Origin of the sequence: Enterobacter sp. TMH.L2 (assembly GCF_050847315.1) — a bacterium.
GTDB lineage: Bacteria > Pseudomonadota > Gammaproteobacteria > Enterobacterales > Enterobacteriaceae > Cedecea.
On the sequence record NZ_CP193791.1, the window covers coordinates 3931453 to 3957635 of the forward strand.

23 protein-coding genes are annotated in these 26183 nt (G+C 54.2%); 8 read left to right on the top strand and 15 right to left on the bottom strand.

Annotated features, from left to right (window positions below; all coding sequences use genetic code 11):
• Positions 1–46 precede the first annotated feature (46 nt).
• Positions 47–706 carry a bifunctional tRNA pseudouridine(32) synthase/23S rRNA pseudouridine(746) synthase RluA gene (gene rluA, locus ACREYP_RS18805; RefSeq protein ID WP_008461732.1) on the top strand — a complete coding sequence of 220 codons (660 nt, stop codon included), beginning with the start codon at positions 47–49 and terminating at the stop codon, positions 704–706.
• A 29-nt stretch (positions 707–735) separates the two neighbouring features.
• Here rluA and djlA read toward each other — a convergent pair whose 3' ends face one another.
• On the bottom strand, positions 736–1554 hold the full coding sequence (djlA, locus tag ACREYP_RS18810; RefSeq protein WP_008461730.1) for a co-chaperone DjlA: 819 nt from the start codon (positions 1552–1554) through the stop codon (positions 736–738).
• Positions 1555–1735: 181 nt separating this feature from the next.
• On the opposite strand from djlA, the gene lptD reads away from it, so the two are divergent.
• The 6 genes from lptD to apaH are packed head-to-tail and all read left to right on the top strand — an operon-like array spanning position 1736 to position 8490.
• Positions 1736–4099 (top strand): LPS-assembly protein LptD, encoded by a 2364-nt coding sequence (lptD, locus tag ACREYP_RS18815; protein WP_498881023.1) that lies wholly within the window; start codon positions 1736–1738, stop codon positions 4097–4099.
• Between the two features lie 58 nt (positions 4100–4157).
• Complete coding sequence (gene surA / locus ACREYP_RS18820; RefSeq protein ID WP_336818405.1) at positions 4158–5450, top strand: peptidylprolyl isomerase SurA; 1293 nt, start codon at positions 4158–4160, stop codon at positions 5448–5450.
• Positions 5443–6432 (top strand): 4-hydroxythreonine-4-phosphate dehydrogenase PdxA, encoded by a 990-nt coding sequence (pdxA, locus tag ACREYP_RS18825; protein WP_008461723.1) that lies wholly within the window; start codon positions 5443–5445, stop codon positions 6430–6432. Before surA ends, pdxA begins: the two co-directional genes overlap by 8 nt.
• A complete protein-coding gene (gene rsmA, locus ACREYP_RS18830) occupies positions 6429–7253 on the top strand; it encodes a 16S rRNA (adenine(1518)-N(6)/adenine(1519)-N(6))-dimethyltransferase RsmA (protein WP_039300352.1) in 825 nt (274 codons plus the stop codon). The genes pdxA and rsmA overlap by 4 nt, the downstream gene beginning before the upstream one ends.
• A gap of 3 nt (positions 7254–7256) precedes the next feature.
• Entirely contained in the window at positions 7257–7634 is a 378-nt protein-coding gene (apaG, locus tag ACREYP_RS18835; RefSeq protein ID WP_008461718.1) for a Co2+/Mg2+ efflux facilitator ApaG/CorD, read from the top strand.
• A 4-nt stretch (positions 7635–7638) separates the two neighbouring features.
• The gene (gene apaH, locus ACREYP_RS18840; protein WP_008461716.1) at positions 7639–8490 is read left to right on the top strand and encodes a bis(5'-nucleosyl)-tetraphosphatase (symmetrical) ApaH; all 852 of its coding nucleotides are present in this window, start codon (positions 7639–7641) and stop codon (positions 8488–8490) included.
• 36 nt (positions 8491–8526) lie between these two features.
• Here the strand turns inward: apaH and folA are convergent, their stop codons facing one another.
• The 13 genes from folA to ribF all read right to left on the bottom strand — a co-directional run bounded on the left by folA (position 8527) and on the right by ribF (position 24584).
• On the bottom strand, positions 8527–9006 hold the full coding sequence (folA, locus tag ACREYP_RS18845; RefSeq protein WP_008461713.1) for a type 3 dihydrofolate reductase: 480 nt from the start codon (positions 9004–9006) through the stop codon (positions 8527–8529).
• A 205-nt stretch (positions 9007–9211) separates the two neighbouring features.
• Positions 9212–11074 carry a glutathione-regulated potassium-efflux system protein KefC gene (gene kefC, locus ACREYP_RS18850; protein WP_008461711.1) on the bottom strand — a complete coding sequence of 621 codons (1863 nt, stop codon included), beginning with the start codon at positions 11072–11074 and terminating at the stop codon, positions 9212–9214.
• Positions 11067–11597, bottom strand: coding sequence for a glutathione-regulated potassium-efflux system oxidoreductase KefF (gene kefF / locus ACREYP_RS18855; protein ID WP_336818404.1), 531 nt, complete (start codon positions 11595–11597; stop codon positions 11067–11069). Before kefF ends, kefC begins: the two co-directional genes overlap by 8 nt.
• A 104-nt stretch (positions 11598–11701) precedes the next feature.
• Complete coding sequence (locus ACREYP_RS18860; protein WP_336818403.1) at positions 11702–11935, bottom strand: YgdI/YgdR family lipoprotein; 234 nt, start codon at positions 11933–11935, stop codon at positions 11702–11704.
• A 139-nt stretch (positions 11936–12074) separates the two neighbouring features.
• On the bottom strand, positions 12075–15299 hold the full coding sequence (carB, locus tag ACREYP_RS18865; protein ID WP_498881024.1) for a carbamoyl phosphate synthase large subunit: 3225 nt from the start codon (positions 15297–15299) through the stop codon (positions 12075–12077).
• Between the two features lie 18 nt (positions 15300–15317).
• Positions 15318–16466, bottom strand: a complete 1149-nt coding sequence (gene carA / locus ACREYP_RS18870; protein WP_498881025.1) for a carbamoyl-phosphate synthase small subunit — start codon at positions 16464–16466, stop codon at positions 15318–15320.
• Between the two features lie 458 nt (positions 16467–16924).
• Positions 16925–17746: a 4-hydroxy-tetrahydrodipicolinate reductase gene (dapB, locus tag ACREYP_RS18875; protein ID WP_008461703.1), complete on the bottom strand. Its 822-nt coding sequence runs from the start codon at positions 17744–17746 to the stop codon at positions 16925–16927.
• A 159-nt stretch (positions 17747–17905) separates the two neighbouring features.
• Positions 17906–18823: a ribonucleoside hydrolase RihC gene (gene rihC, locus ACREYP_RS18880; RefSeq protein ID WP_336818401.1), complete on the bottom strand. Its 918-nt coding sequence runs from the start codon at positions 18821–18823 to the stop codon at positions 17906–17908.
• Between the two features lie 71 nt (positions 18824–18894).
• Positions 18895–19845 carry a 4-hydroxy-3-methylbut-2-enyl diphosphate reductase gene (ispH, locus tag ACREYP_RS18885; RefSeq protein WP_008461701.1) on the bottom strand — a complete coding sequence of 317 codons (951 nt, stop codon included), beginning with the start codon at positions 19843–19845 and terminating at the stop codon, positions 18895–18897.
• Positions 19826–20296, bottom strand: coding sequence for an FKBP-type peptidyl-prolyl cis-trans isomerase (gene fkpB / locus ACREYP_RS18890; RefSeq protein ID WP_039300323.1), 471 nt, complete (start codon positions 20294–20296; stop codon positions 19826–19828). The genes ispH and fkpB overlap by 20 nt, the downstream gene beginning before the upstream one ends.
• Before the next feature lie 3 nt (positions 20297–20299).
• Positions 20300–20806 carry a signal peptidase II gene (gene lspA, locus ACREYP_RS18895; protein WP_039290186.1) on the bottom strand — a complete coding sequence of 169 codons (507 nt, stop codon included), beginning with the start codon at positions 20804–20806 and terminating at the stop codon, positions 20300–20302.
• Positions 20803–23619 (bottom strand): isoleucine--tRNA ligase, encoded by a 2817-nt coding sequence (gene ileS, locus ACREYP_RS18900; protein ID WP_336818400.1) that lies wholly within the window; start codon positions 23617–23619, stop codon positions 20803–20805. Before ileS ends, lspA begins: the two co-directional genes overlap by 4 nt.
• Before the next feature lie 32 nt (positions 23620–23651).
• A complete protein-coding gene (gene ribF / locus ACREYP_RS18905; protein ID WP_336818399.1) occupies positions 23652–24584 on the bottom strand; it encodes a bifunctional riboflavin kinase/FAD synthetase in 933 nt (310 codons plus the stop codon).
• Between the two features lie 326 nt (positions 24585–24910).
• On the opposite strand from ribF, the gene rpsT reads away from it, so the two are divergent.
• Positions 24911–25174, top strand: coding sequence for a 30S ribosomal protein S20 (gene rpsT / locus ACREYP_RS18910; RefSeq protein ID WP_008461694.1), 264 nt, complete (start codon positions 24911–24913; stop codon positions 25172–25174).
• A gap of 64 nt (positions 25175–25238) precedes the next feature.
• On the opposite strand, the gene nhaR is transcribed toward rpsT, so the two are convergent.
• Complete coding sequence (gene nhaR / locus ACREYP_RS18915) at positions 25239–26132, bottom strand: transcriptional activator NhaR (protein WP_008461693.1); 894 nt, start codon at positions 26130–26132, stop codon at positions 25239–25241.
• Between the last annotated feature and the right edge of the window lie 51 nt (positions 26133–26183).

Sequence of the window (26183 nt, forward strand, 5' to 3'; positions counted from 1 at the left end):
AAGTGAGAGCAGCCAACGCGGCTGCAGCTTGAAGGATGCAGAGTAAATGCTGATGGAACCCTACAATCCGCCTCTCGATCCCTGGCTGGTTATCCTGTACCAGGATGAGCACATCATGGTGGTTAACAAGCCCAGCGGCCTGCTGTCCGTTCCGGGACGTCTTGACGAGCACAAAGACAGCGTGATGACGCGCATTCAGCGCGACTTTCCGCTGGCGGAATCGGTCCATCGACTTGATATGGCAACAAGCGGCGTGATCGTGGTGGCGCTGACCAAAGCGGCAGAGCGCGAGCTAAAGCGCCAGTTCCGTGAACGCGAGCCGAAAAAGCAGTATGTGGCTCGCGTTTGGGGACATCCACAGCCGGAAGAAGGTTTGGTGGATCTACCGCTGATTTGCGACTGGCCTAACAGACCAAAGCAGAAGGTATGCTACGAGACAGGGAAATCTGCGCAGACTGGATATCAGGTGCTGGAATACGCGGCGGATAATACCGCTCGTGTACAGCTCATGCCGATTACCGGGCGTTCGCACCAGCTTCGTGTGCATATGCAGGCGCTGGGGCACCCGATTCTCGGGGACCGCTTCTACGCGACGCCAGAAGCGCTTGCCATGGCGCCGCGTCTTCAGCTCCATGCCGAGATGCTCACCATCACGCACCCGAGCTACGGTACGCCAATGACGTTTAAAGCGCCGGCGGACTTCTAAAAAAGGCCTCTCAACTGAGAGGCCTTTTTCTACTTAAACCCTTTTGCGGTTTTAATCAGATCGTAAGCGCCCTGAATCTCCTGGGCCTTTTGCTTCGCCATCTGCATCATTTCCGGCGGCAGGCCTTTTGCCACCAGCTTGTCAGGATGGTGCTCACTCATTAACTTACGGTACGCGCGCTTGATAACCGTTGGCTCATCGCTGCTTTTTACCCCAAGCACCTTGCAGGCATCTTCCAGCGTCGGGCCTCTTTGTTGCTGCGCGAAGCCGCCTTGCGATTGCTGGTATTGGTACTGGCCACCACCGAACTGCTGGCCGCCTTCCATCATGCGCAAGAACTGGTCGAACTGGGCACGCGAGATCCCCAGTTCTTCGGCAATCACATACAGCACCTGACGCTCATTTGGGTGCAGCGAGCCATCCGCAAACGCAGCCTGGATTTGTATTTCCAGAAACATCCGAATTAAGTCAGAGCGGCCAAAACAGACGCTTCGCATCTGCCCCATCTTTTCTCTGAGCGGATAGTTATTTTCTTTCCCCGCGCGAAATGCTCGCTGAGCGGCGGCGCGCGCCTCACCATGAAGCTGCATTCGGTCCATCAATAAAGACGCTATTTGAATATCAGCTTCCGTTACCCGACCTTTCGATTTGGTGAGGTGCCCCATCACTTCAAAAGTGGTAGAAAAAAAGATCGCCTGACGCTGCTGTTGGTTAGCAAACCAGGCCCCGCGACGGCTGCGTGCCTTATCAAACATATGGCCGATAAGAAAACCTATCACCACACCCCAAAAGCCGCCGCCTGAGATTAACCCCAAAGCAACACCGAGTACTTTTCCCCAATACTGCATATACTCCCCAAATCATCATGCTGTCGTCTAGAATTTGCTTTATCATACCCGCCATTGATAGCGCTGCCTAACGGCATACTGCTAATGGGCTGGATTAACACTAGCGCTGTGGTGATGAGTACGTTAGTCTCTGACCGTTTGCCTTCGCTATACCCTGATGACGGAACAACAAATAACACGTATGAAAAAACGTATTCCCACCTTGCTGGCCACACTGATTGGTTCAGCCCTTTATAGCCAACAAGGTATGGCTGCCGACCTTGCCTCGCAGTGTATGCTGGGTATCCCAAGCTACAATCGTCCATTGGTTAAGGACGACGGCAATAGCCAGCCGGTAACAATCCAGGCCGATCACGCCAAAGGTGACTACCCGGACAATGCCGTTTTTACCGGGAATGTTGACGTTCAGCAGGGCAACAGCCGCCTGCAGTCAGACGAAGTTCAGCTTCACCAGAAGCTGGTCGAAGGTCAAACGGATCCCGTCCGCACCGTAGATGCCTTAGGTAATGTGCATTACGACGACAATCAGGTCATCCTGAAAGGTCCTAAAGCCTGGTCAAATTTAAACACCAAAGATACTAACGTCTGGGACGGTAATTACCAGATGGTTGGCCGCCAGGGTCGCGGTACTGCAGACCTCATGAAACAGCGCGGCGACAACCGCTACACAATTCTCGAAAACGGGACGTTCACCTCCTGCCTGCCGGGCTCCAACACCTGGAGCGTGGTTGGTACTGAAGTGATTCAGGACAGGCAGGAAGAAGTGGCGGAGATTTGGAACGCCCGCTTTAAACTGGGCCCGGTACCGGTGTTCTACAGCCCTTACCTGCAGCTGCCTATTGGCGATAAACGCCGTTCGGGCTTCCTGATCCCCAGCGCTAAATACAGCACCAACAGCGGCATTGAGTTCGCGCTGCCCTATTACTGGAACATTGCGCCAAACTTCGATGCCACTATCACGCCTCACTATATTGATAAGCGTGGCGGTATCCAGTGGCAGAACGAATTCCGCTACCTGACCCAGGCAGGTTCAGGCTTGATGGAGTTTGACTATCTCCCGTCGGATGACGAATACAAAAACGAGACGGGCGTTGCGCCGGGCGAAAAAGATCGCCGCTGGCTGTTTTACTGGACCCACAGCGGGATCATGGACCAGGTGTGGCGCTTCAACGTCGATTACACCAAGGTTAGCGACTCACGCTATTTCAACGACTTTAGCTCCCCCTACGGTAACAGTACCGACGGCTACGCTACGCAAAAATTCAGCGTCGGCTACGCTAATCAGAACTTTGACGCGACGCTGTCCGCTAAACAATTCCAGGTCTTTGCCAACCAGTTGGGCGCAGGCACAAGCTCCTACCGCGCAGAGCCGCAGTTGGACGTCAACTTCTACCAGAACGACGTGGGCCCGTTTGATACCCGAATTTATGGCCAGGCGGTGAAATTCACTAACGTGAATGACAACATGCCTGATGCAACGCGTCTGCACCTTGAACCGGTGATCAACCTGCCTGTCTCCAACGGCTGGGCAAGCCTGAACACCGAAGCCAAGCTGATGATGACTCACTATCAGCAAGGTAATCTTGATGAATATAAGCAGAAGATTAACGCCAACAGCACATTAGAAAACACCGTCAACCGCACGCTGCCGCAGTTTAAAATGGACGGCAAGCTGATCTTTGACCGTGATATGGACTCCGTTGCCGGCTGGACACAGACGCTTGAGCCACGCGCTCAGTACCTGTACGTGCCGTATCGCAACCAAAGTGCTATCAACAACTACGACTCATCTCTGCTGCAGTCTGACTACAGCGGCCTGTTCCGCGACCGCACCTATGGTGGCCTGGACCGCATTGCTTCCGCAAACCAGGTCACGACGGGCTTAACTTCCCGGGTTTATGATGACGCATCTGTTGAACGTTTTAACGTATCCGCGGGTCAAATCTACTATTTCACCCAGTCCCGTACCGGGGATGACAACATTAACTGGGAGAAAGATAAGAAAACGGGCTCCATGGTCTGGGCCGGTGACACCTACTGGCGTATGACAGATCGCTGGGGCCTGCGCGGCGGGGTACAGTATGATGCTCGCCTGGGTAGCGTAGCGAACGGCAGCGGCGCCATTGAGTACCGTCGCGATGCCGATCGTATGGCACAGTTGACCTATCGTTATGCCAGCCCGGAGTATATTCAGGCTACGCTGCCAGCATATTCAACCGCCGATCAGTATAAAGAAGGGATCTCGCAGGTCGGTATGGTCGCCAGTTGGCCAATCGTGGATCGCTGGTCCGTTGTCGGGGCCTACTACTACGATACCAATGCCCGACAGTCCGCTGACTCTATGTTCGCCGTGCAGTACAGCTCTTGCTGTTATGCCATTCGTGTTGGCGTCGAGCGTAAGATCAACGGGTGGGAAAATAACATGAGTAAATACGATAACGTAATCGGCTTTAACATCGAGTTACGTGGCCTGAGTTCCAACTATGGCCTGGGTATTCCGCAGATGCTGCGTACTAACATTCTGCCATACCAAAGTTCGATGTAATTCACTTTGACGAATTCTCTAAATAATCCGCTTTGCGGCTAAGTAAAATGGAAAAAGTATGAAGAACTGGAGAACGCTGCTTCTTGGTGTCGCACTTGTAGCGAACACAACTTTTGCAGCCCCGCAGGTTGTCGACAAAGTAGCTGCCGTAGTCAATAACGGCGTAGTCCTTGAAAGCGATGTTGACGGCTTAATGCAGTCCGTCAAAATGAACTCACGCGACGCGGGGCAACAGCTTCCTGACGACGCGACGCTTCGCCATCAAATCATTGAACGTCTGATCATGGATCAAATCGTCCTGCAGATGGGCCAGAAGATGGGCGTGAAGATCACCGACGATGAACTCGATCAGGCCATCGCCAACATTGCAAAACAGAACAACATGACCATGGATCAGATGCGCAGCCGTCTGGCCTATGATGGCGTGAACTACAACACCTACCGCAGTCAGATCCGTAAAGAGATGACGATTTCGGAAGTGCGTAACAATGAAGTTCGTCGTCGCGTCTCAATCCTGCCGCAGGAAGTTGATGCCCTTGCACAACAGGTAGGCAATCAGAACGACAGCAGTACCGAACTGAACCTGAGCCACATCCTGATTGCGCTGCCAGAAAACCCAAGCTCTGCTCAGGTTGATGACGCAGAAAAACAGGCACGTAACGTTGTCGATCAGGCACGCAACGGGGCAGACTTCGGCAAGCTCGCGATCAGCTATTCTGCCGACCAGCAGGCGCTGAAAGGCGGCCAAATGGGTTGGGGTCGCATCCAGGAACTGCCTTCTATTTTTGCCCAGGCATTGAGCACGGCGAAGAAGGGCGACATTATCGGGCCTATTCGTTCAGGCGTTGGTTTCCACATCCTGAAAGTTAACGATATGCGCGGTCAGAACCAGAATATTTCTGTGACCGAAGTTCACGCCCGCCACATTCTGCTGAAAACGTCGCCTATCATGAACGATACTCAGGCGCGCCAGAAGCTGGAGCAAATTGCCGCTGACATTAAGAGCGGGAAAACCACCTTTGCCGCAGCAGCGAAATCCTTCTCGGACGATCCAGGTTCAGCGAACCAGGGTGGCGATCTGGGCTGGGCGGCAACGGATATTTATGATCCTGCTTTCCGCGATGCACTGCAGAAGCTGAACAAAGGCCAGATGAGCGCCCCGGTGCACTCTTCCTTCGGCTGGCACCTGATCGAACTGCTGGACACGCGTAAAGTCGACAGAACCGATGCGGCGCAAAAAGACCGTGCCTACCGCATGCTGTTCAACCGCAAGTTCTCCGAAGAAGCGCAAACCTGGATGCAGGAACAGCGCGCCAGCGCTTACGTGAAAATCATAGGCAGCAATGGCTAACATCTTTCGTGTGACCATCACTCCCGGCGAACCCGCCGGGATTGGTCCCGACCTGGTCGTCGCGTTAGCGCAACGCGACTGGCCCGTTGAACTGGTCGTCTGCGCTTCTCCAGAATTGCTACTTGCCAGAGCCTCTCTGCTCGGTCTCCCCCTGACGCTCCAGCCTTTCGAGGCAAATCAACCGGCAAAACCACAGGCTGCAGGTACGTTAACCGTGCTGCCCGTTGAGCTACGTGCGCCGGTCATTCCAGGGCAACTGGATGTGCGTAACAGTGCTTACGTCGTCGAGACGCTCGCTCGGGCATGCGATGGCTGCCTGAACGGAGAATTCGCCGCGCTGATTACCGGGCCGGTACACAAAGGCATTATCAACGATGCCGGGATTCCGTTTATTGGTCACACCGAGTTCTTCGAAGAGCGCTCACACAGCGAAAAAGTGGTGATGATGCTGGCCACGGAAGAGCTGCGCGTTGCGCTGGCCACAACGCATCTGCCGCTGAAAGCAATTTCTGACGCCATTACGCCGGATTTACTACGCCAGATTGTCACCATCCTGTATCATGACCTGCAAACCAAATTTGGTATCCCGCAGCCGCATGTACTGGTTTGCGGTCTCAATCCACACGCCGGGGAAGGTGGCCATATGGGCACCGAAGAGATAGACACTATTATCCCGGTGTTAAATGAGATGCGCGCTCTGGGGATGCACCTTTCTGGCCCGTTACCGGCAGATACGCTATTCCAGCCTAAATACCTCGATAGTGCTGACGCCGTACTGGCGATGTATCACGATCAGGGTCTGCCCGTGTTGAAATATCAGGGCTTCGGCCGCGCGGTAAATATCACGTTGGGGTTACCTTTTATCCGTACCTCGGTTGACCACGGCACGGCTCTTGAGCTGGCAGGCCAGGGGAAAGCCGACGTCGGCAGTTTTATTACGGCGCTTAATCTCGCCATTAAAATGATTGTAAATAGTCAATGAATACTCGAGTCCACCAGGGCCACCTTGCCCGCAAACGTTTTGGACAAAACTTCCTTAATGACCAGTTCGTTATCGACAGTATTGTCTCCGCAATTAACCCACAGCCAGGCCAGGCAATGGTCGAAATTGGTCCAGGCCTTGGTGCACTGACCGAGCCTGTGGGTGAACGCATGGATAAAATGACCGTTATCGAACTGGACCGCGATCTTGCCGCACGTTTGCAAACGCACCCGTTCCTGGCCCCCAAGCTGACAATTTATCAGCAGGATGCCATGACCATGGATTTCGGCGATCTTTCGCAGAAAATCGGCCAGCCGTTGCGCGTCTTCGGTAACCTGCCGTATAACATCTCTACGCCGCTGATGTTCCATCTCTTTAGCTATACTGATGCCATTGCAGACATGCACTTCATGCTGCAAAAAGAGGTGGTTAACCGCTTAGTCGCCGGGCCAAACAGTAAAGCCTATGGCCGCCTGTCGGTGATGGCGCAGTACTACTGTAACGTTATTCCTGTGCTTGAAGTCCCGCCAACGGCGTTTACGCCTGCGCCAAAAGTGGACTCTGCCGTTGTGCGTCTGGTACCACACGCGACTTTACCGCACCCGGTGAAAGATCTGCGCGTGCTGAGCCGTATCACCACGGAAGCCTTTAACAAGCGTCGTAAAACTATCCGTAACAGCCTTGGTCATCTGTTCAGTGCCGACGTGCTGGCGGAGCTGGGCGTCGATGCGACGCTGCGTGCGGAAAACATTTCCGTTGAGCAGTACTGTAAGCTTGCAAACTATCTGGCTGACAACCCACAACAGCCGTCGGAGAGCTAAACTATGCTTGATTCGCCCCGCGTATGCGTGCAGGTACAAAGCTTTTATATTGAATCGCAGTCCTCGCCTGAGGATGAGCGTTTCGTATTTGCGTACACAGTCACTATTCGCAATCTGGGGCGAACAGCAGTTCAGCTACTTGGCCGTTACTGGCTAATTACCAACGGTAACGGCCGCGAAACCGAGGTTCAGGGCGAAGGTGTCGTCGGCGAACAGCCGCATATTGAACCGGGCAACGACTACCAGTACACCAGCGGAGCGGTTATCGAAACGCCGCTCGGCACCATGCAGGGCCATTATGAAATGGTCGATGCGCAGGGAGAGGCCTTCAGGGTCGAGATCCCCGTTTTCCGTCTGGCCATTCCAACTTTTATTCACTGATACCATGTCTACATATCTGATTGGCGATGTTCACGGCTGCTACGATGAACTGATCGCGTTGCTGCAGCAGGTTAATTTCAACCCTGAAGAAGATACGCTGTGGCTGACGGGCGATCTGGTGGCTCGTGGGCCAGATTCTCTGGAAGTGCTGCGCTATGTTCGCAGTCTCGGTGACAGCGTACGAGTGGTACTCGGTAACCATGACCTGCATCTTTTAGCCGTCTTTGCGGGCATCAGCCGCAACAAACCTAAAGACCGCGTTACGCCACTGCTGGAAGCGCCTGATGCCGACGAGCTTCTCAATTGGCTTCGTCGTCAGCCGCTCATTCAGGTGGATGAAGAGAAAAAGCTTGTTATGTCTCATGCGGGGATCACGCCTCAGTGGGATATCAATACCGCGCTGGCCTGCGCGCGTGATGTCGAAGCCGTTCTCTCCAGCGACAGCTACCCGCTTTTTCTGGATGCAATGTATGGCGATATGCCCAACAACTGGTCCAGCGATCTCTCCGGGCTGGCACGCCTGCGTTTCATCACTAACTCGCTCACCCGCATGCGCTATTGCTTCCCTAACGGCCAGCTGGATATGTACTGCAAAGACACGCCGGAAAAAGCGCCTTCGCCGCTGAAGCCCTGGTTTGCGATTCCTGGCCCCGTTACCGCCGAATATTCTGTGGCTTTTGGTCACTGGGCATCGCTGGAAGGGAAAGGCACGCCGGAAGGGATCTATGCGCTGGATACGGGTTGCTGCTGGGGGGGAGAACTAACCTGCCTGCGCTGGGAAGATAAAGCCTGGTTCGTACAGCCTTCAAATCGTCAGCAGGATAGCGGCGAAGATCAAACCGCTGCCGCCTCTTAGAAGTTACCCCTCTCTCTGTCGAGAGAGAGGTAAAACTTAACGACGCTCCAGAATTTCGAAGCAATAACCGTGGGAGTTATTCTCGTCGGCATCGTGGAATTCACTGAAGGTTGACTGCCACTCATCCGGATCGTAATCCGGGAAATGCGTGTCCCCTTCCACTTCCGCATCAATATGGGTCAGGTAAAGACGCTGCGCCTTGGGCAGGAACTGCTCGTATACGCGCCCCCCGCCAATCACCATGATTTCTTCGGCATCACCGCAGGCTTTAATAGCCTCTTCCACCGATTTCACCCACTCAACGCGATCGTCATTTCCGGCCTGGCTGCTAATAACGATGTTTTTACGTCCCGGCAGCGGGCGGCCAATAGACTCCCAGGTCAGGCGCCCCATAACAACAGGTTTATTGAGCGTATTGCGCTTGAACCAGGCCAGGTCGGCAGGCAAATCCCATGGCATGGCGTTTTCCATGCCGATAACGCGATCCACCGCCAAAGCAGCAATCAGACTGATCATTTATATAACCTAAGGATGATGAAAAAAATTGCCGCCACTATACGGAAAGCGCAATCTTTCGTCGACAGCAGGCGATGGGCGTAACGAGAATTTTTTTTATTCTGCTGCGGCCATCGCGCCCTGATTTTCAACTGCGGGATATGGAACAAGGGGTTAGCGTTAACCCCCGCTCACTATAAGGAAAAGTAAATATTTTTCAGCAAGTTCACTCTGCTGGCCTGACCGGGGGTTCATCGGAAAGTTTACCGCTGTGAAGACCCTCTTTTGTTCCCTGCCAGCCATCACGTTGGATAACGTGCAGGTGCGCACGATCCTCGTTAATAACCTCTGTCAGCATCGCGCTGTTGCGCTTAAAGACATCCGCGCGCTCGGCGGTCTTATCATCAGTCGGCACCATTTCTTCAAGCATTTGCAGGTTAAAACGGCGGAAGTGGTCGGCCCGCTCGCGCGCTTCGTATTTGCCGACGCCCAATCCCTCCAGCGCACGACGGCCAATCTTCAGCGAGCTTTCGAACGTTTCACGTTCCGGCATCTCGACTCCCGCCTGGCGCAGGCGGATGTAGTGATTAATATCGCGCGCGCGGGCAAGGATCTGCAGATGCGGGAAGTGCTCCTTCGCCAGTTCAGTGAGCTGCATGCTGGCTTCAGGATCGTCGATGGCGTTAATCAGCACTTCAGCGCCTGCGGCCCCGGCTGACTCAAGCAGGTCAACGCGGGTGGCGTCCCCATAAAAGACCTTGGTGCCAAATTTTCGCAGCGTCTCTATATGGTCAGGATCGTGATCCAGAATAACCACGTTCACTCCGCTGCTCAGTAACAGACGACCGGCAATCTGCCCAAAGCGTCCGAAGCCCGCGATGATAACCCGGGGCTGCTCTTCATCAATTTCGTCGGCCTCTCCGGCCTGCTCGCTGCCCGTTTTCTCGAGCCTGTTCAGCAGCACCAGCAACAGAGGCGTGGCCGCCATGGATAGCGCCACGGCAAGCGTCAGCGACTTCGACCAGTCGTCGTCCAGCACCTGAGCCATATGAGCCGCGCCGAAGATAACAAAAGCAAATTCACTTCCCTGCCCCAGCAAAACGGCAAACCAGCGTCGCTGCTTACGCGGCACTTTTAAAGGCTTAGCGACCAGCCAGAGCACCAGCGTTTTGATGACCAGGAAACCGACCAGCAGGACGAGAATACGCAGCGGGTTGTCGAGCAAAGTCCCGAAGTCGATAGACATCCCAACCCCGATAAAGAACAGCCCCAGCAGCAGGCCCTTGAACGGCTCAATATCGCTTTCCAGCGCGTGACGATATTCGGAGCTGGCTAACAGCACCCCGGCAAGAAACGCCCCCATCGCCATCGAAAGCCCGGCCTCTTCAAGCAGCAGACCAAAGCCAAACACCAGAAATAGCGCCACGGCGCTGAACACTTCACGTAACCCCGAGCGCGCCACAAATCGAAGCACTGGCCGGGTGACATAGCGCCCAAGCAGTACAACCAGAGCCAGCGCCGCCGCTACCTTAAGCGCGGAAATTAAAAACGTCGCAAAGGTCATCGTCCCGCCGCTGCTCGCCAGCAGCGGGATCATTGCCACCAGAGGGATCGCCGCGATATCCTGGAACAGCAGCACGGCAAACGCGCCTCGCCCCATCGGCGTGACGGTCAGGTTGCGTTCGTTCATCGCCTGCATAGCAATCGCGGTGGATGAGAGCGCCAGCGTCAGGCCAATAAGCAAGGCGATCTTCCAGTTGAGCCCCATCACGATACAAAATGCGCCGAGCGCCAGCCCGCAGGCCGCCATTTGCAGAAAACCGCCGCCAAACACCGAGGCGCGAAGCGTCCATAGCCGCTGAGGATCAAGCTCAAGCCCGATAACAAAGAGCATCAGCACCACGCCAATTTCAGCAAAGTGCAGAATAGTTTCGGCGTCGGTAACCAGCCCCAGCCCCCATGGCCCAATAATACAGCCGGCAATCAGGTAGCCCAGCACGGAACCTAATCCGAGCCGCACGGCGATAGGCACGATCAGCGCGGCAGAACCGAGGTAAATTAATGCCTGAATTAAGCTATGGCTATCCACGGTGAGCCTCCTGCCAGTCAATTAAGCGCTGCTTGTAGTCATCCGCCTGGCGGGCAAGCGTCAATTCATCGCAAACAAAGGTGAAATGAATCGCGAAGGCCGGAAGCCACTGCATTCCGCAGTAGAGCGCCGTGGCCTGCAGAGGCTGGGCGAGAACGTCAAATCCAGGGTGATCGCCCAGTTCAAAGTGTTTTTCGCTGCCGCCGGTTGTCACGGCCCACATCACCTCTTTACCGTGCAGGGCATTCCCACCTTTGCCGTATGCCCAGCCGTGCGAAAGCACTTTGTCTATCCACAATTTCATCAGCGGCGGCACGCTGTACCACTGCATGGGATGCTGCCAGATAACCAAATCAGCGCGGCTTAACGCCTGCTGCTCAGCGGCAATGTCGATATTAAAGTCGGGATAAAGTTCATAGAGGGAGCGAACCTCTACCCCCGGAAGCGCTTTGGCTCGATCGAGCATTTGCCGGTTGGCATGGGAATGCTGGGGATAGGGATGCGCATAGATTATAAGAATCATTGTTAAGCCTGTCTTCACTACTGCCTGTAATGACAGTGAGTTTAGTCAGTTAATCGACAGGCTAATAGTCAATATTGCTGAGCGTGTTGTTGGATATTTCTTAACTAGTTATCCAGCTCGCTCATCTCTTTCACCTGATCGCGGTTGATCTGCTCGGTTTTACCCGTTTCGGCATTTTTGTATGACACCAGGCCCGTGTCTTTGTCGACCTGCGGTTTGCCGTCGGTCACGATCGTTTTGCCATCACTGGTTTTAACTGCCTGATTGGACGAGCAGCCCGCCACGGTCAGCAGCGCTGCGGCAGTGAAGAGGGAAGCAAGTAAAGTTCGTTTCTGCATGGTGTTCTCCCAGCGTGTTTAGTCATTTTCAGTTGTGTGCTGGTTAACTGTAGACTATCTCGCTGGGTATAAAATAAAACGGCCTCTTTTCAGAGGCCGTTGGCGTTATTTTCGGAACATTCTTTCAGGACAAGAAAGCTTAACCCTTAATTTGGGCATGCATTTCCTGCACCGAAATCACCTTCTCGGTAGCATCGGCATTCAGCGCCATCGCCGTGGCGAAACCCCCGTTCAGCGTGGTGTCATAATGCACTTTGTACTGCAGTGCGCTGCGGCGAATCAGCTTGGAGTCTTCAATCGCCTGGCGGCCCGCGGTGGTGTTGATGATGTAGGTGTATTCGCCATTCTTGATACGGTCCTGAATGTGCGGACGCCCTTCATGCACCTTGTTCACCAGGCGTGGGTTAATACCCGCTTCGCCCAGCACAATCGCTGTACCGTGGGTCGCATCCAGCTCGAAGCCCTGTTTCAGCAGCTTCGCGGCCAGGTCAACTACGCGCTCTTTGTCACCTTCACGCACGGAGAGAAGCGCGCGGCCTGGCTTACGCATGGTGGACTGGCTGCCCAGCATCGCTTTAGAGAAAGCTTCTGCGAAAGTACGCCCCACGCCCATCACTTCCCCGGTAGAGCGCATTTCTGGCCCTAACAGCGGGTCAACGCCCGGGAATTTGTTGAACGGCAGCACCACTTCTTTCACCGAGTAATAAGGCGGGATGATTTCTTTGGTGACGCCCTGCTCAACCAGCGTTTTGCCTGCCATAACGCGAGCGGCAACTTTTGCCAGCGGCACGCCCGTCGCTTTAGAAACGAACGGCACGGTACGCGCGGCACGTGGGTTCACTTCAATCAGGTAAACTTCGTTGTCCTTCACCGCAAACTGCACGTTCATCAGGCCACGCACCTGGAGCTCAAAGGCCAGTTTCTGCACCTGCTGGCGCATCACATCCTGAATTTCCTGGCTCAAAGTGTAAGCCGGCAGAGAACATGCCGAGTCACCGGAGTGAACGCCCGCCTGCTCGATGTGTTCCATGATGCCGCCAATCAGCACGGTTTCACCGTCGCAAATGGCATCCACGTCCACTTCGACCGCATCGTCAAGGAAGCGGTCAAGCAGCACCGGCGCGTCGTTGGAAACGCTAACCGCGGTCTGGAAGTAACGGCGAAGGTCTGCTTCGTCGTAGACGATTTCCATCGCGCGGCCGCCCAGCACATAGGAAGGGCGAACCACCAGCGGATAACCAATCTGGACGGCTTTCTCTACCGCCTGCTCGATAGCCGTTACGGTGGCGTTAGCAGGCTGTTTCAGCTTCAGGCGCTCAACGGCGTGCTGGAAACGCTCACGGTCTTCTGCACGGTCGATAGCATCCGGGCTGGTACCGATAACCGGCACACCCGCCGCTTCCAGCGCACGAGCCAGTTTCAGCGGAGTCTGACCGCCGTACTGTACGATGACACCTTTTGGTTTCTCAACGCGGACGATTTCCAGCACGTCTTCAAAGGTGACAGGCTCAAAGTAGAGGCGGTCGGAGGTGTCGTAGTCGGTAGACACGGTTTCCGGGTTACAGTTAACCATAATGGTTTCGTAACCATCTTCACGCAGCGCCAGCGAGGCGTGTACGCAGCAATAGTCGAACTCGATGCCCTGGCCGATACGGTTTGGTCCGCCGCCCAGCACCATGATTTTGTCACGGTCATGGTTCGGGTTCGCTTCACACTCTTCTTCATACGTGGAGTACATATAAGCGGTGTCGGTAGCGAATTCTGCCGCACAGGTGTCTACGCGTTTGTAGACAGGGTGCAGGTTATATTGCTCGCGCAGTTTGCGAATTTCAGCTTCACGCACGCCAGCCAGTTTAGCCAGGCGTGCATCCGCAAAACCTTTGCGCTTCAGCATACGCAGGAAGTCGTGGTTCAGGCCGGTGATGCCCACTTCAGCCACCTGCTCTTCCAGACGCACCAGCTCTTCAATCTGCACCAGGAACCAGCGGTCGATGTTGGTCAGATTGAACACGCCATCTACGGACAGGCCCGCGCGGAATGCGTCAGCCACATACCAGATACGCTCTGCGCCAGCGTCTTTCAGCTCGCGGCGGATTTTGGTCAGCGCTTCCGGGTCATCCAGGCTGACTTTCGGGTCAAAGCCGGTAGCGCCCACTTCCAGGCCACGCAGCGCTTTCTGCAGTGATTCCTGCTGAGTACGACCGATAGCCATGACTTCACCCACGGATTTCATCTGGGTGGTCAGACGGTCATTTGCGCCAGCAAATTTCTCGAAGTTAAAGCGAGGAATTTTCGTCACAATATAGTCGATGGACGGTTCGAAGGATGCCGGAGTACGGCCACCGGTGATGTCGTTCATCAGCTCATCAAGGGTGTAACCGACTGCCAGCTTCGCGGCAACTTTAGCAATCGGGAAGCCCGTAGCTTTAGACGCCAGCGCTGAGGAACGGGACACGCGCGGGTTCATCTCGATAATAATCAGGCGGCCCGTTTTTGGGTTCACGGAGAACTGAACGTTTGAGCCGCCGGTTTCCACGCCGATTTCACGCAGTACCGCCATCGAGGCGTTACGCATGATTTGGTATTCTTTATCGGTCAGCGTTTGCGCTGGTGCCACGGTGATGGAGTCCCCGGTATGAATCCCCATCGGGTCGAAGTTTTCGATAGAGCAGACGATGATGCAGTTGTCGTTCTTATCACGCACCACTTCCATCTCGTACTCTTTCCAGCCAATCAGCGACTCATCAATCAGCAGCTCTTTGGTTGGGGAGAGATCCAGGCCGCGCTCGCAAATCTCTTCAAACTCTTCGCGGTTATAGGCGATGCCGCCGCCGGTGCCGCCCATGGTAAAGGATGGACGAATGATGCACGGATAACCCACGTCTGCCGCAACCGCCAGCGCTTCTTCCATATTGTGCGCGATACCGGAACGAGCGGTGTCGAGACCGATTTTTTTCATCGCAATGTCGAAGCGACGACGGTCTTCAGCCTTGTCGATAGCATCGGCGGTAGCGCCGATCATGGTGACGCCGAACTCTTCCAGTACGCCCTGACGCTCAAGCTCCAGCGCGCAGTTCAGCGCGGTCTGGCCGCCCATGGTTGGCAGCACCGCATTCGGACGCTCTTTTTCGATGATTTTGCGTACCACTTCCCAGTGAATTGGCTCGATGTAGGTTGCATCCGCCATTTCCGGGTCGGTCATGATGGTGGCCGGGTTGGAGTTCACCAGAATAACGCGGTAACCCTCTTCACGCAGCGCTTTACAAGCCTGCGCGCCAGAGTAGTCAAACTCACAGGCCTGGCCGATAACAATCGGGCCCGCACCGAGGATCAGGATGCTTTTTATATCTGTACGTTTTGGCATGGTCTTCTCGGCTCCTGATTATTTAGCGGTAGAACGGTATTGCTTAATCAAATCGATAAAGTGGTCAAACAGCGGTGCAGCGTCGTGCGGCCCCGGGCTCGCCTCAGGGTGCCCCTGGAAGCTGAACGCGGCTTTATCGGTACGATGAATCCCCTGCAGGGTGCCATCGAACAGTGATTTGTGGGTTAGGCGCAGGTTAGCAGGCAGCGTGGCCTCATCAACCGCGAAACCGTGGTTCTGCGCGGTGATCATCACGCAGTCTTTATCCAGGTCTTTTACCGGGTGGTTGCCGCCGTGGTGACCAAACTTCATTTTTACGGTGTTGGCACCGCTGGCCAGCGCCAACAGCTGGTGGCCAAGGCAGATGCCAAAGACAGGAATGTCTGTCTCCAGGAAGGATTTGATTGCGCTGATGGCGTAGTCGCAAGGTGCCGGGTCGCCAGGGCCGTTAGAAAGGAAGATGCCATCCGGGTTCATCTTCAGCACCTCTTCCGCTGGCGTTTGAGCAGGCACCACCGTCAGGCGGCAGCCTCTGTCCACCAACATACGCAGAATGTTGCGTTTCGCGCCGTAGTCATAAGCCACTACGTGGAAAGGTAACTCTTCGGTTTTTGCCGCTTCTGGCAGGTCGCCTTCCAGCGTCCAGCTCCCCTGCTGCCAGGTGTAAGCTTCTTTCGTGGTGACTTCTTTAGCGAGATCCATGCCGTTCAGGCCAGGGAATGCTTTCGCTTTTTCCAGCGCCAGGGCCGCGTCTACGTTATCGCCCGCGATGATGCAGCCGTTCTGGGCACCTTTTTCACGCAGCAGGCGGGTCAGCTTACGGGTATCAATATCGGCAATCGCCACGATGTTATGGCGCTTAAGGTAAGAAGAAAGGTCTTCCTGACTTCTGAAGTTGCTGGCAATCAGCGGCAGGTCACGAATGACGAGGCCTTGCGCATGAACCTGGGAGGATTCTTCGTCGGCTTCATTGGTGCCGACATTACCGATATGAGGATAAGTAAGAGTGACGATCTGGCGGGAGTAGGAAGGATCAGTGAGGATTTCTTGATAACCGGTCAATGAGGTATTGAAAACGACTTCACCCACTGCCGTACCCGATGCCCCAATGGCCCGACCGTGGAATTGGGTTCCGTCTTCCAGAACCAACAGCGCTGACTTAATCAAAACGTCCTCCAGGGAATAAACATTCAATTTATTCGCATATTAATTCAAAACTAACGCCTGAATCAAATGCAAAAAGCGTCTGCCCTACGGATTTTTGGCAAACGGCGGCATTCTAGAGACAAGCCGGGTAAAAGTCTACCTCAAGACGAAGTTTTTATGTCTCTTTTGCCGCTCAGAGTAAAAATATCTGATTTGAAGGTCAAAATAGCCAACTAACCTGGGGAAAGTAATCGGTTGCTGACCATGAATACTGGGAAAGTGGAGAGAGAACAGTGAAAAAGTGGACCAAGTGGTCAAAATTAACATTACAACAACACAAAAACAGAGGATAGCAACCAATTTAATGAATTACATAGATAAATTAATATCAAACATTTAAAAAAACAAAAGGGTGAAATTAATCACCCTAAAATCAATCAATTGAAAACAACAAACCACATTTATAAGGATACGTTTAACTACAAATTATTGAGATCTAGCACATCTCGCATATCAAAAATACCGTTCTTTTTACCTTTAAGCCATGAAGCTGAACGAACTGCCCCATTAGCAAACGTCATACGGCTGGACGCCTTGTGGGTAATCTCTACCCGCTCGCCAATATCTGCAAACATCGCGGTATGCTCCCCGACGATATCGCCCGCACGCACGGTGGCAAAACCGATAGTGCCAGGCACACGTTCACCGGTATGGCCTTCGCGGGAATAAACTGCACAATCTTTAAGATCTTTGTCCATCGCCTGAGCAATCGCTTCACCCATCGCCAACGCGGTGCCTGACGGGGCATCCACCTTGTAGCGGTGGTGCGCTTCGATGATTTCGATATCGGTGTAATCGCCCATGACTTTTGCCGCTTTCTCCAGCAGCTTCAGCATGACATTCACGCCCACGCTAAAGTTTGCCGCGAAAACAATCGGGATCTCACGCGCCGCATCGTTAATGGCCTGCTTGCCGGCCTCATCAAAACCCGTCGTGCCGATGACCATGCCTTTGCCATGCTTGAGGCAAAATGCCAGGTGAGCCAGCGTTCCCTCAGGGCGAGTAAAATCAATAAAAACGTCGAAATCGTTAGCGACCGCATCCAGGTTATCGCTTACCAGCACCCCTGTTTTTGCCACGCCGGCCAGCTCACCCGCATCGCTACCGACCAGGGAAGAACCCGGACGCTCAAGCGCCGCCCCAAGCTGAACGCCATCCAGCTGTAAAGCCGCCTGAATTAACTGGCGCCCCATACGGCCGCCCGCGCCCGCGATGGCTACGCGAATCTGTGCATCATGCATATCATTACTCTTTGGTTAAATAATTCGTAAAAACGTTATCAGGTTAACCAGCCCTCTAGCAGGCCGCCAGCCGAAAACACCCATAATTAGAATTTACTGTCATGGCCCGGCAGTTATCAACAACGCAGATAATTCCCCTGCTTTTAATGGGATAATTATTCACGGTGCCAACGCCAGAACTTCAGCAACCCACGCCTGAAAACCTGGGATATCAATATCCAGCGCAACCTGTGCATTGGCCGGACGTTCGAGACGATGTTCGAGATCCACCACTGTCGTTCCGCTGGTATAAGTACCGTGCGTTTCTACCGCGACAAAGCAGGGGAATGTCTGGAACAGCTCAGGCTTCACCAGCCACGCAATGGCGGTCAAATCATGCATTCGCAGCCCGGTATCCATGCTGCCGCTGCGGTAATGACTGAATAGCGCATGCAGCATCTTCCCGGTGCGATTTAAGGCTGGCAGCTGAGCCAGAAATTCAGGCGCAAGCATTGCACGATTTGTCACATCCAGCCCACACATGACGATATCCAGCCCGCTGTCAAAGACGCGTGCTGCCGCCTCGGGATCAATGGCCATATTAAATTCAGCCGTCGGCGTAAAGTTGCCCCGCCCCGCAGAGCCGCCCATCATGACCACGCGTTTAATACGCGTCTTACATTCAGGGTACTGCGTCAGCAGCATGGCAACGTTAGTCAGTGGACCAATGGTAACCAGAGTCACCGGCTCATCGCTGCTTTTCAGACAATCGTACATGGCCTGGAATGCGGGAATTGGCAGTTCACGACGAGATGTTTCGGTGAAGACATACCCTTCCATTCCCGACTCGCCGTGCACGTAAGCAGCATCCCGCAGCGGGCGCAGCAGCGGGACAGAAGCCCCTTTCGCCACGGGCGTCTCTTTCTGCCAAAACTCCAGCAGTTGAAGGGCATTACGCGTGGTTTTGTCCACCGAGACATTTCCAGCCACGGTGGTGATGAGTTTCAAATCTAGCTGGGGTGCAAATAAAGCCGCGGCAAGGGCAACCGCATCGTCGATACCGGGGTCAGTATCAAGAATAATCGGGGTTCTGGTCATGCTGTTCTCCATAAAAAATGCCAGCGGGCGTACACCAGCTGGCATCTTCTCATAAACGGAAACCCGCGACGCTAATCCACTTCACGGATGTCCACGCGCAGTTCACGCGGCACTTCAAAGACGATATTCTCTTCGCGCCCTGTCAGCTCCTTAGCTTCGCTCCCGCCAAGTTCGCGCAGGCGAGCAATGACGTTTTGCACCAATACATCAGGCGCAGAGGCCCCGGCGGTAACACCGACGCAATTCACGTCTTTTAGCCAGGACTCCTGAATATCAGAAGCATCATCAATAAGCCAGGCGGCTTTCCCCATCCGCTGCGCCAGTTCGGCAAGACGGTTGGAGTTTGAGGAGTTTTTGGAGCCTACCACCAGCACAACATCAGCTTCCGTGGCCAGCGCCCGAACCGCTTCCTGACGGTTGGTTGTGGCATAACAAATGTCGTCTTTACGCGGGCCGATAATTTTCGGGAAGCGCTGACGCAGGGCGTCAATCACATCCGAGGTATCGTCGACGGAAAGCGTAGTTTGGGTCATAAACGACAGATTGCTTTCGTCTTTGACTTCAAGCGTCCAGACATCGTCCGGTGACTCCACCAGGTACATGCCGCCTTTCGGGTTGCTGTACTGGCCCATGGTGCCTTCCACTTCCGGGTGGCCAGCATGGCCAATCAGAATAGACTCTTCACCACGGCGGCTGGCACGAGCCACTTCCATATGCACTTTAGTCACTAACGGACAGGTGGCATCGAAAACTGTCAGCTCACGGCTCTTCGCTTCGTTACGCACCGCCTGAGAAACACCGTGCGCGGAGAAAATCAGGATAGCGCCGTCCGGCACTTCGCTAATTTGCTCGATAAAAATCGCTCCGCGCTCGCGCAGGCTGTCCACCACATAGCGGTTATGCACCACTTCATGACGAACGTAGATAGGCGCGCCGTAAATCTGCAGCGCGTTTTCCACAATGCTGATAGCGCGGTCGACCCCAGCGCAAAAGCCTCTGGGATTAGCCAACAGGATCTGCATTCAACGCCTCCAGGACCGGATCAACTTCCAGCACTTCAATATCAAAATGGATAGTCTGCCCGGCCAGCGGATGGTTAAAGTCTACGGTGATAGAATCACCGTTAACTTCACGCACCACGCCCGGCATTTCGCTGCCATCCATTGCGGTAAAGAGCATGATAGCGCCCGGCTCCGGTTCGCCCGCTTCGACAAACTCACGGCGCGAGAAGTACTGGATCATATCCGGGCTTGGAATGCCAAAAGCTGCTTCTGGCGCCAGCGAGAACGCTTTTTTGTCGCCAGCTTTCAGGCCAACCAGTTGGTCTTCCAGGCCCGGCGACAATGTTTCATCCCCAAGGCGAAATAGCGCAGGCTTGCCGTTAGCGCGAGTTGACTCCGCGGTGGAGCCATCCTCAAGCTTAAGCGTAAAGTGCACCAGCACCGCGCTGTTGGTTTGTACGGACTCAGCCATGGATTACCCTTTTTGCTTCGCGGGCTTGTCGGAGGAAACAAAGAATCCCTCCAGCACAATCAGCGCCGCACCGATACAAATTGCGGTATCGGCCAGATTGAAGGTGGCAAAATGCCAGTCGCCAACGTAGAAATCGATCATGTCGACGACAAAACCGTGCCACAGGCGATCGAACAGATTCCCGAGCGCACCGCCAATGATTAACGCATAGGCGATGTTATTCAGTTTCTGGCTGGCTTTAGCGCGATACATCATCCACACCAACGCTACACAGATACCGATAGCGATACCCGCGAAGAACCAGCGCTGCCAGCCGCCTTTGTCGGCCAGGAAGCTAAACGCTGCGCCATAGTTACGCGCATAGTGCAAATTCAGGGACGGGAACAGGGATACCGTATCCCCCAGCATGAAATGCTGGAGGATCAGATATTTACTGCCCAGGTCCACAATCAGCACTACCACCACCAGCCACAGCCAGCGCAATCCGGTAGAGAAAATGGGTTTCATCAAGCAAACTTACGTTGTTCGCCGTCACCGGCTACGTTGCTGACACAGCGGCCGCAGATTTCTGCGTGTTCCGCTACCTGACCGATATCGGTGGTGTAATGCCAGCAACGCGGGCACTTCTCACCGTCGGCTTTACGCAGAGCCACTTTCAGCCCTTTGAGGATTTCGCTCTGCTGAGCGTCTTCACTCGCCTGCGCATAATCGGCAACCGCAGCCCCGGAGGTCAACAGGACAAATCGTAATTCGTCGCTCAGGCTGTTCAGCCTGGCCGCCAGCTCTGCGTCAGCGTACAGCGTCACTGCTGCTTCCAGAGAACCACCGATGCGCTTATCAGCACGAGCCTGCTCGATAACCTTGTTCACTTCACCACGAACGGTCAGCAGCGTGTCCCAGAACTCACCGTTCATCGCTTCGCTTTCCGCCAGGCCAAACAGACCTTCGTACCATTCACCGGTGAACACATACTTCTCACGAGAACCTGGCAGGTAGCCCCAGATTTCATCGGCGGTGAAGGACATGATCGGCGCCATCCAGCGGACCAGCGCTTCAGCAATGTGGTACAGCGCGGTCTGGCAGCTGCGACGCGCCACGCTGTCCGCTTTCGCGGTGTACTGGCGGTCTTTGATGATGTCGAGGTAGAACGAGCCCATCTCCACGGAGCAGAAGCGCATCAGGCGCTGCACAACTTCGTGGAAATCGTAGTTTTCGTAAGAGGCGATGATATCCGCCTGAGCTTCTTGCGCACAGCCAACGGCCCAGCGATCCAGCACCACCATTTCTTCCGGTTTCACCATATCGGTTTCAGGATTGAAGCCGTTCAGGTTGGCCAGCAGGAAGCGGGCGGTGTTACGGATACGGCGGTAAGCGTCAGCGGAGCGTTTCAGGATCTCGTCGGAAACGGCCATTTCGCCAGTGTAATCGGTAGATGCCACCCACAGACGCAGAATGTCCGCGCCGAGTTTGTTCATCACGTCCTGTGGGCTAACGGTGTTGCCGATAGATTTGGACATCTTGCGGCCCTGACCATCCACGGTAAAGCCGTGGGTCAGTACCTGACGGTAAGGCGCTTTGCCTTTCATCGCCGTGGAAATCATCAGGGAGGACATGAACCAGCCGCGATGCTGATCCGAGCCTTCCAGGTACATATCCGCCGCGTGGCCGTGGAATTCTGGACGCACGTCAACAACGGAAGAGTGAGTAGATCCTGAATCGAACCAAACGTCCAGGGTATCCGGCACTTTAACGTAGTTGTCTGCGTCATCACCCATGATGTCGCGCGGATCGAGATCCCACCACGCCTGGATGCCATCTTGCTCAACGCGCTTAGCGACTTCTTCCATCAGCTCGAGCGAACGTGGGTGCAGTTCTTCGGTATCTTTGTGCACGAACAGTGACATCGGCACGCCCCAGGTACGCTGACGCGAGATACACCAGTCAGGGCGATTTGCCACCATGGATTCGATACGCGCCTGGCCCCAGTCAGGGATCCACTGCACGCCTTTGATCTCTTTCAGGGACTGCGCGCGCAGGCCTTTCTGATCCATGCTGATAAACCACTGTGGCGTTGCACGGAAGATGATCGGCGTTTTGTGGCGCCAGCAGTGTGGGTAGCTGTGCAGCAGTTTTTCAACGTGCAGCAGAGCGCCTTTGTCACGCAGGATGTTAACGATCAGGTCGTTCGCTTTGAACACCTGAACACCATCCAGACCTTCATAGGTCCCTGGCAGATAGCTCCCGTCCGGGCCAACCGGGTTCGCGATTTCCAGGCCGTATTTCTGGCTGATGGTGTAGTCGTCCGGGCCGTGACCACCGGCGGTGTGAACCGCACCTGTACCCGCGTCCAGGGTAACGTGATCGCCCAGAATAGCCGGGACGTCAAAGCCCATGAACGGGTGCTTAAAGCGCAGCAGCTCAAGCTCAGCGCCTTTCACGGTACCGAGAACCTGGTAATCAGTTACGCCAGCACGCTTCAGCACGCTTTCCAGCAGGTCTTTCGCCACGATCAGCGCCTGGCCTTCAATCTGCACCAGTACGTAATCGAACTCGGCGCCCAGAGAGATAGCGCGGTTAGCTGGCAGCGTCCACGGCGTTGTGGTCCAGATAAGCAGAGAGACCGGGCCATTAACGGCAGAAGCACCAAACTTAGCTTTCACCGCATCGGCATCAACGGCATTGAACGTTACGTCAATGGACGGGGATGTTTTGTCGTAATACTCAACTTCGGCCTCCGCCAGCGCAGAACGGCAGTCCACGCACCAGTGAACCGGCTTAGCACCTTTGTGCAGGTGGCCATTGCCGATGATTTTGCTCAGCGCACGAATGATGTTGGCTTCAGTATTGAAGTCCATGGTCAGATAAGGACGCGACCAGTCGCCCAGCACGCCCAGACGGATGAAGTCTTCGCGCTGACCGTTAACCTGATTAGCGGCGTATTCGCGGCATTTTGCACGGAATTCTGCTGCGGTGAATTTCTCGCCCGGCTTGCCAAATTCCTGCTCAACCTTAAGCTCGATTGGCAGACCGTGACAGTCCCAGCCCGGCACGTACGGCGAGTCGAAGCCGGAAAGCCCTTTAGATTTGATAATAATATCTTTCAGAATCTTGTTAACTGAGTGACCAATGTGAATGCTACCGTTCGCATAAGGAGGGCCATCATGCAAAATAAAGGTTTTTTTGCCTTTTTTCGCATTACGGATGATGCCGTACAGATCGTCATCATTCCAACGCGCCAGCATACCCGGTTCGCGCTTGGCTAAGTCGCCGCGCATCGGGAACCCTGTTTCAGGCAAATTTAGGGTAGATTTAAAGTCACTCATTAGATTCTCGGTTCCGTATTTCGGTTAGCCTTTCAGGCATTTGACTCAAAAAATTCTCGGGCTGACACCACATCTCTGGCGATTTGCGCCTTCAGCTCATCGAGTGAAGCAAATCGCTGCTCATTACGTATCTTTTTACGCAGCACTACTTCTATATGGCGACCATAAAGGTCCATTACAACGTCCAGTAAATGGACTTCAAGCTGCTGGCGTATTCCCGCCACCGTAGGGCGAGTACCGATGTTTGCCACGCCGGCAATCGGCTTTTTACCAAGGCCTGAGACTTCCACCGCATAAACCCCTTTTACCGGGGAAACGTGGCGACGCAGCGGCAGGTTTGCCGTCGGGAAGCCAATAGTACGACCCAGTTCATCCCCATGCACAACGCGGCCGGAGATCATAAACGGATGCCCTAACAGGTTTTCTGCCTGCTGCAGGTCATCATCGGCCAGCGCCAGGCGCACCGCGGTACTGCTGATACGCACCCCATCGTCACAAAACGTTTGGGTGCTGGTGATATCAAACCCGTATTCGCGGCCAGCCTTCTGTAATAACAAGAAATCCCCCTGGCGACCAGCGCCAAAGCGGAAATCATCCCCCACCGCGAGGAATTTTACCCCGAGTCGATCAACCAAAAGGTCGCTCACAAAGTTTTGTGCGCTCAGCGCGGCGAAGCGGCGATCAAAGCGCACGCACAGCACGTAGTCCACGCCACACTCGGCCAGGTAGCGCAGCTTTTCTCGCAGGCGAGTCAACCGGGCAGGGGCTTTTTCCGGTGCAAACAATTCGAGCGGTTGAGGCTCAAAAATCATGACCATTACCGGAAGGTTGCGCGCACGCCCCTCTTCGCACAGACCCTTTAATAGCGCCTGGTGGCCACGATGCACGCCGTCGAAATTACCAATGGTGAGTACACACCCGTGGTGCTCCCGGCGCAGATTATGTATACCGCGTATCAGCTTCATGGCTGGCTCAAAACAGTGGAAATTGGCGGATTATACCAACTACCGCGATTAAGGTTAACCGGCGATTAGCGCCTTTAACGTAAAGCTTGAATGAATTCATTGTACTGGGAAGGGCTTTGAGCAGACTTCGCATTTGTCTTGACGAATTTTGATGCGAAAGACTGTATTCCGAAGCCTGATGCTGGTAGAATCCGCGCCATCACACGTAAGAGGTGTCGGAAATTTAACGACGCTTATTTGCACAAATCCATTGACAAAAGAAGGCTAACGGGGCATATTCCTCGGCCTTTGAATTGTCCACATAGATCATATTTGGGAGTTGGACCTTGGCTAATATCAAATCAGCTAAGAAACGTGCCGTACAGTCTGAAAAGGCTCGTAAGCACAACGCAAGCCGTCGCTCTATGATGCGTACTTTCATCAAGAAAGTATACGCAGCGATTGAAACTGGCGATAAAGCTGCTGCACAGAAAGCATTTAACGAAATGCAACCAATCGTGGACCGTCAGGCTGCTAAAGGTCTGATCCACAAAAACAAAGCTGCGCGTCATAAAGCAAACCTGACTGCGCAAATCAACAAACTGGCTTAATCGCTTTTTTGCTGTGAGCTTTGATAAAAAAACCGGCTAACGCCGGTTTTTTTATGCCTGTCATTCAGTCAACTTTAAACAGCGCGGAGTAATCCTTGCTGCAGATGCGCTGCACCGCAGGATGCTGAATCATGCGTTCGGCAAAAATGGCATGGTACTCCTCCAGCACGTTATCCATTCTGCCTATCTCGACGATATCGTCATCGCTATAGATATCCTGCGCATACAGCGTCGGTGCCACAAAGATAGCGTTATGTGCGGCGCCAAACGCCTTCATCAGCGCGGCATCATCAAACTCGCCCAGAATCTCAATCTTCAGTCCCTGGATGTTAATCCAGTTAAGCAGTTTGCGGCCCAGCATTGAGCGACGCCCGGGAATAAGCAGACGTCTGGTTTCCAGACAGGCGGGGAAAGGCAGTTCAGGCTTCGGTCCCTGGCACCAGAAACTGATACCGCATTCACCGAGCTTCACCGAGAACAGCCCTTCCTGCTGAGTAGAATCAATCGGGCAGTCCGAGATGATCATATCCAGCTTATGCTGGCTAAGCTGCTCCAGCAGCATTTCATGGGTTGATTCAAAACAGCGCAGGTGGATCTGCTCATCCTCGACCACGGCCGCATCCAACACGCCGCTAACCAGACGCTTGGATAACGCATCCGCCACGCCAACATCAAACAAAATGTTAGCTTCTTTACGGTAGTTAACGATATCCAGCATTTCCTGGCTCAGGGTAAACATTCTGTCGGCGTAGCGGAACACCAGTTGCCCCAGCTCCGAAGGGACAAGTCCCCTGCCCTGACGGCGGAATAGTTTGCCCTGCAGGCGCTCTTCAAGCGCTTTGATTTGCCCGGTGATCGTTTGTGGGGTCAGGAACAATGCCTCAGCCGCACCGACAACCGACCCTTCTTTGCAAACGTGCCAGAAATAATAAAGATGATTGTAATTGATATGGGACATACCCTTCACTCCCTGAGAATTAATCCATTATCGGGTCATCTGACGATGACC

Excerpts from the sequence above, each read along its gene's own strand:
- lptD (WP_498881023.1), top strand. The coding sequence starts at position 1,736 with ATGAAAAAACGTATTCCCACCTTGCTGGCCACACTGATTGGTTCAGCC.
- folA (WP_008461713.1), bottom strand. The coding sequence starts at position 9,006 with ATGATCAGTCTGATTGCTGCTTTGGCGGTGGATCGCGTTATCGGCATG.
- ACREYP_RS18860 (WP_336818403.1), bottom strand. The coding sequence starts at position 11,935 with ATGCAGAAACGAACTTTACTTGCTTCCCTCTTCACTGCCGCAGCGCTG.
- ileS (WP_336818400.1), bottom strand. The coding sequence starts at position 23,619 with ATGAGTGACTTTAAATCTACCCTAAATTTGCCTGAAACAGGGTTCCCG.
- pdxA (WP_008461723.1), top strand. The coding sequence starts at position 5,443 with ATGGCTAACATCTTTCGTGTGACCATCACTCCCGGCGAACCCGCCGGG.
- nhaR (WP_008461693.1), bottom strand. The coding sequence starts at position 26,132 with ATGTCCCATATCAATTACAATCATCTTTATTATTTCTGGCACGTTTGC.
- rsmA (WP_039300352.1), top strand. The coding sequence starts at position 6,429 with ATGAATACTCGAGTCCACCAGGGCCACCTTGCCCGCAAACGTTTTGGA.
- apaH (WP_008461716.1), top strand. The coding sequence starts at position 7,639 with ATGTCTACATATCTGATTGGCGATGTTCACGGCTGCTACGATGAACTG.
- rihC (WP_336818401.1), bottom strand. The coding sequence starts at position 18,823 with ATGACCAGAACCCCGATTATTCTTGATACTGACCCCGGTATCGACGAT.
- rluA (WP_008461732.1), top strand. The coding sequence starts at position 47 with ATGCTGATGGAACCCTACAATCCGCCTCTCGATCCCTGGCTGGTTATC.
- djlA (WP_008461730.1), bottom strand. The coding sequence starts at position 1,554 with ATGCAGTATTGGGGAAAAGTACTCGGTGTTGCTTTGGGGTTAATCTCA.
- kefF (WP_336818404.1), bottom strand. The coding sequence starts at position 11,597 with ATGATTCTTATAATCTATGCGCATCCCTATCCCCAGCATTCCCATGCC.
- ribF (WP_336818399.1), bottom strand. The coding sequence starts at position 24,584 with ATGAAGCTGATACGCGGTATACATAATCTGCGCCGGGAGCACCACGGG.
- ispH (WP_008461701.1), bottom strand. The coding sequence starts at position 19,845 with ATGCAGATCCTGTTGGCTAATCCCAGAGGCTTTTGCGCTGGGGTCGAC.
- dapB (WP_008461703.1), bottom strand. The coding sequence starts at position 17,746 with ATGCATGATGCACAGATTCGCGTAGCCATCGCGGGCGCGGGCGGCCGT.
- fkpB (WP_039300323.1), bottom strand. The coding sequence starts at position 20,296 with ATGGCTGAGTCCGTACAAACCAACAGCGCGGTGCTGGTGCACTTTACG.
- apaG (WP_008461718.1), top strand. The coding sequence starts at position 7,257 with ATGCTTGATTCGCCCCGCGTATGCGTGCAGGTACAAAGCTTTTATATT.
- carB (WP_498881024.1), bottom strand. The coding sequence starts at position 15,299 with ATGCCAAAACGTACAGATATAAAAAGCATCCTGATCCTCGGTGCGGGC.
- surA (WP_336818405.1), top strand. The coding sequence starts at position 4,158 with ATGAAGAACTGGAGAACGCTGCTTCTTGGTGTCGCACTTGTAGCGAAC.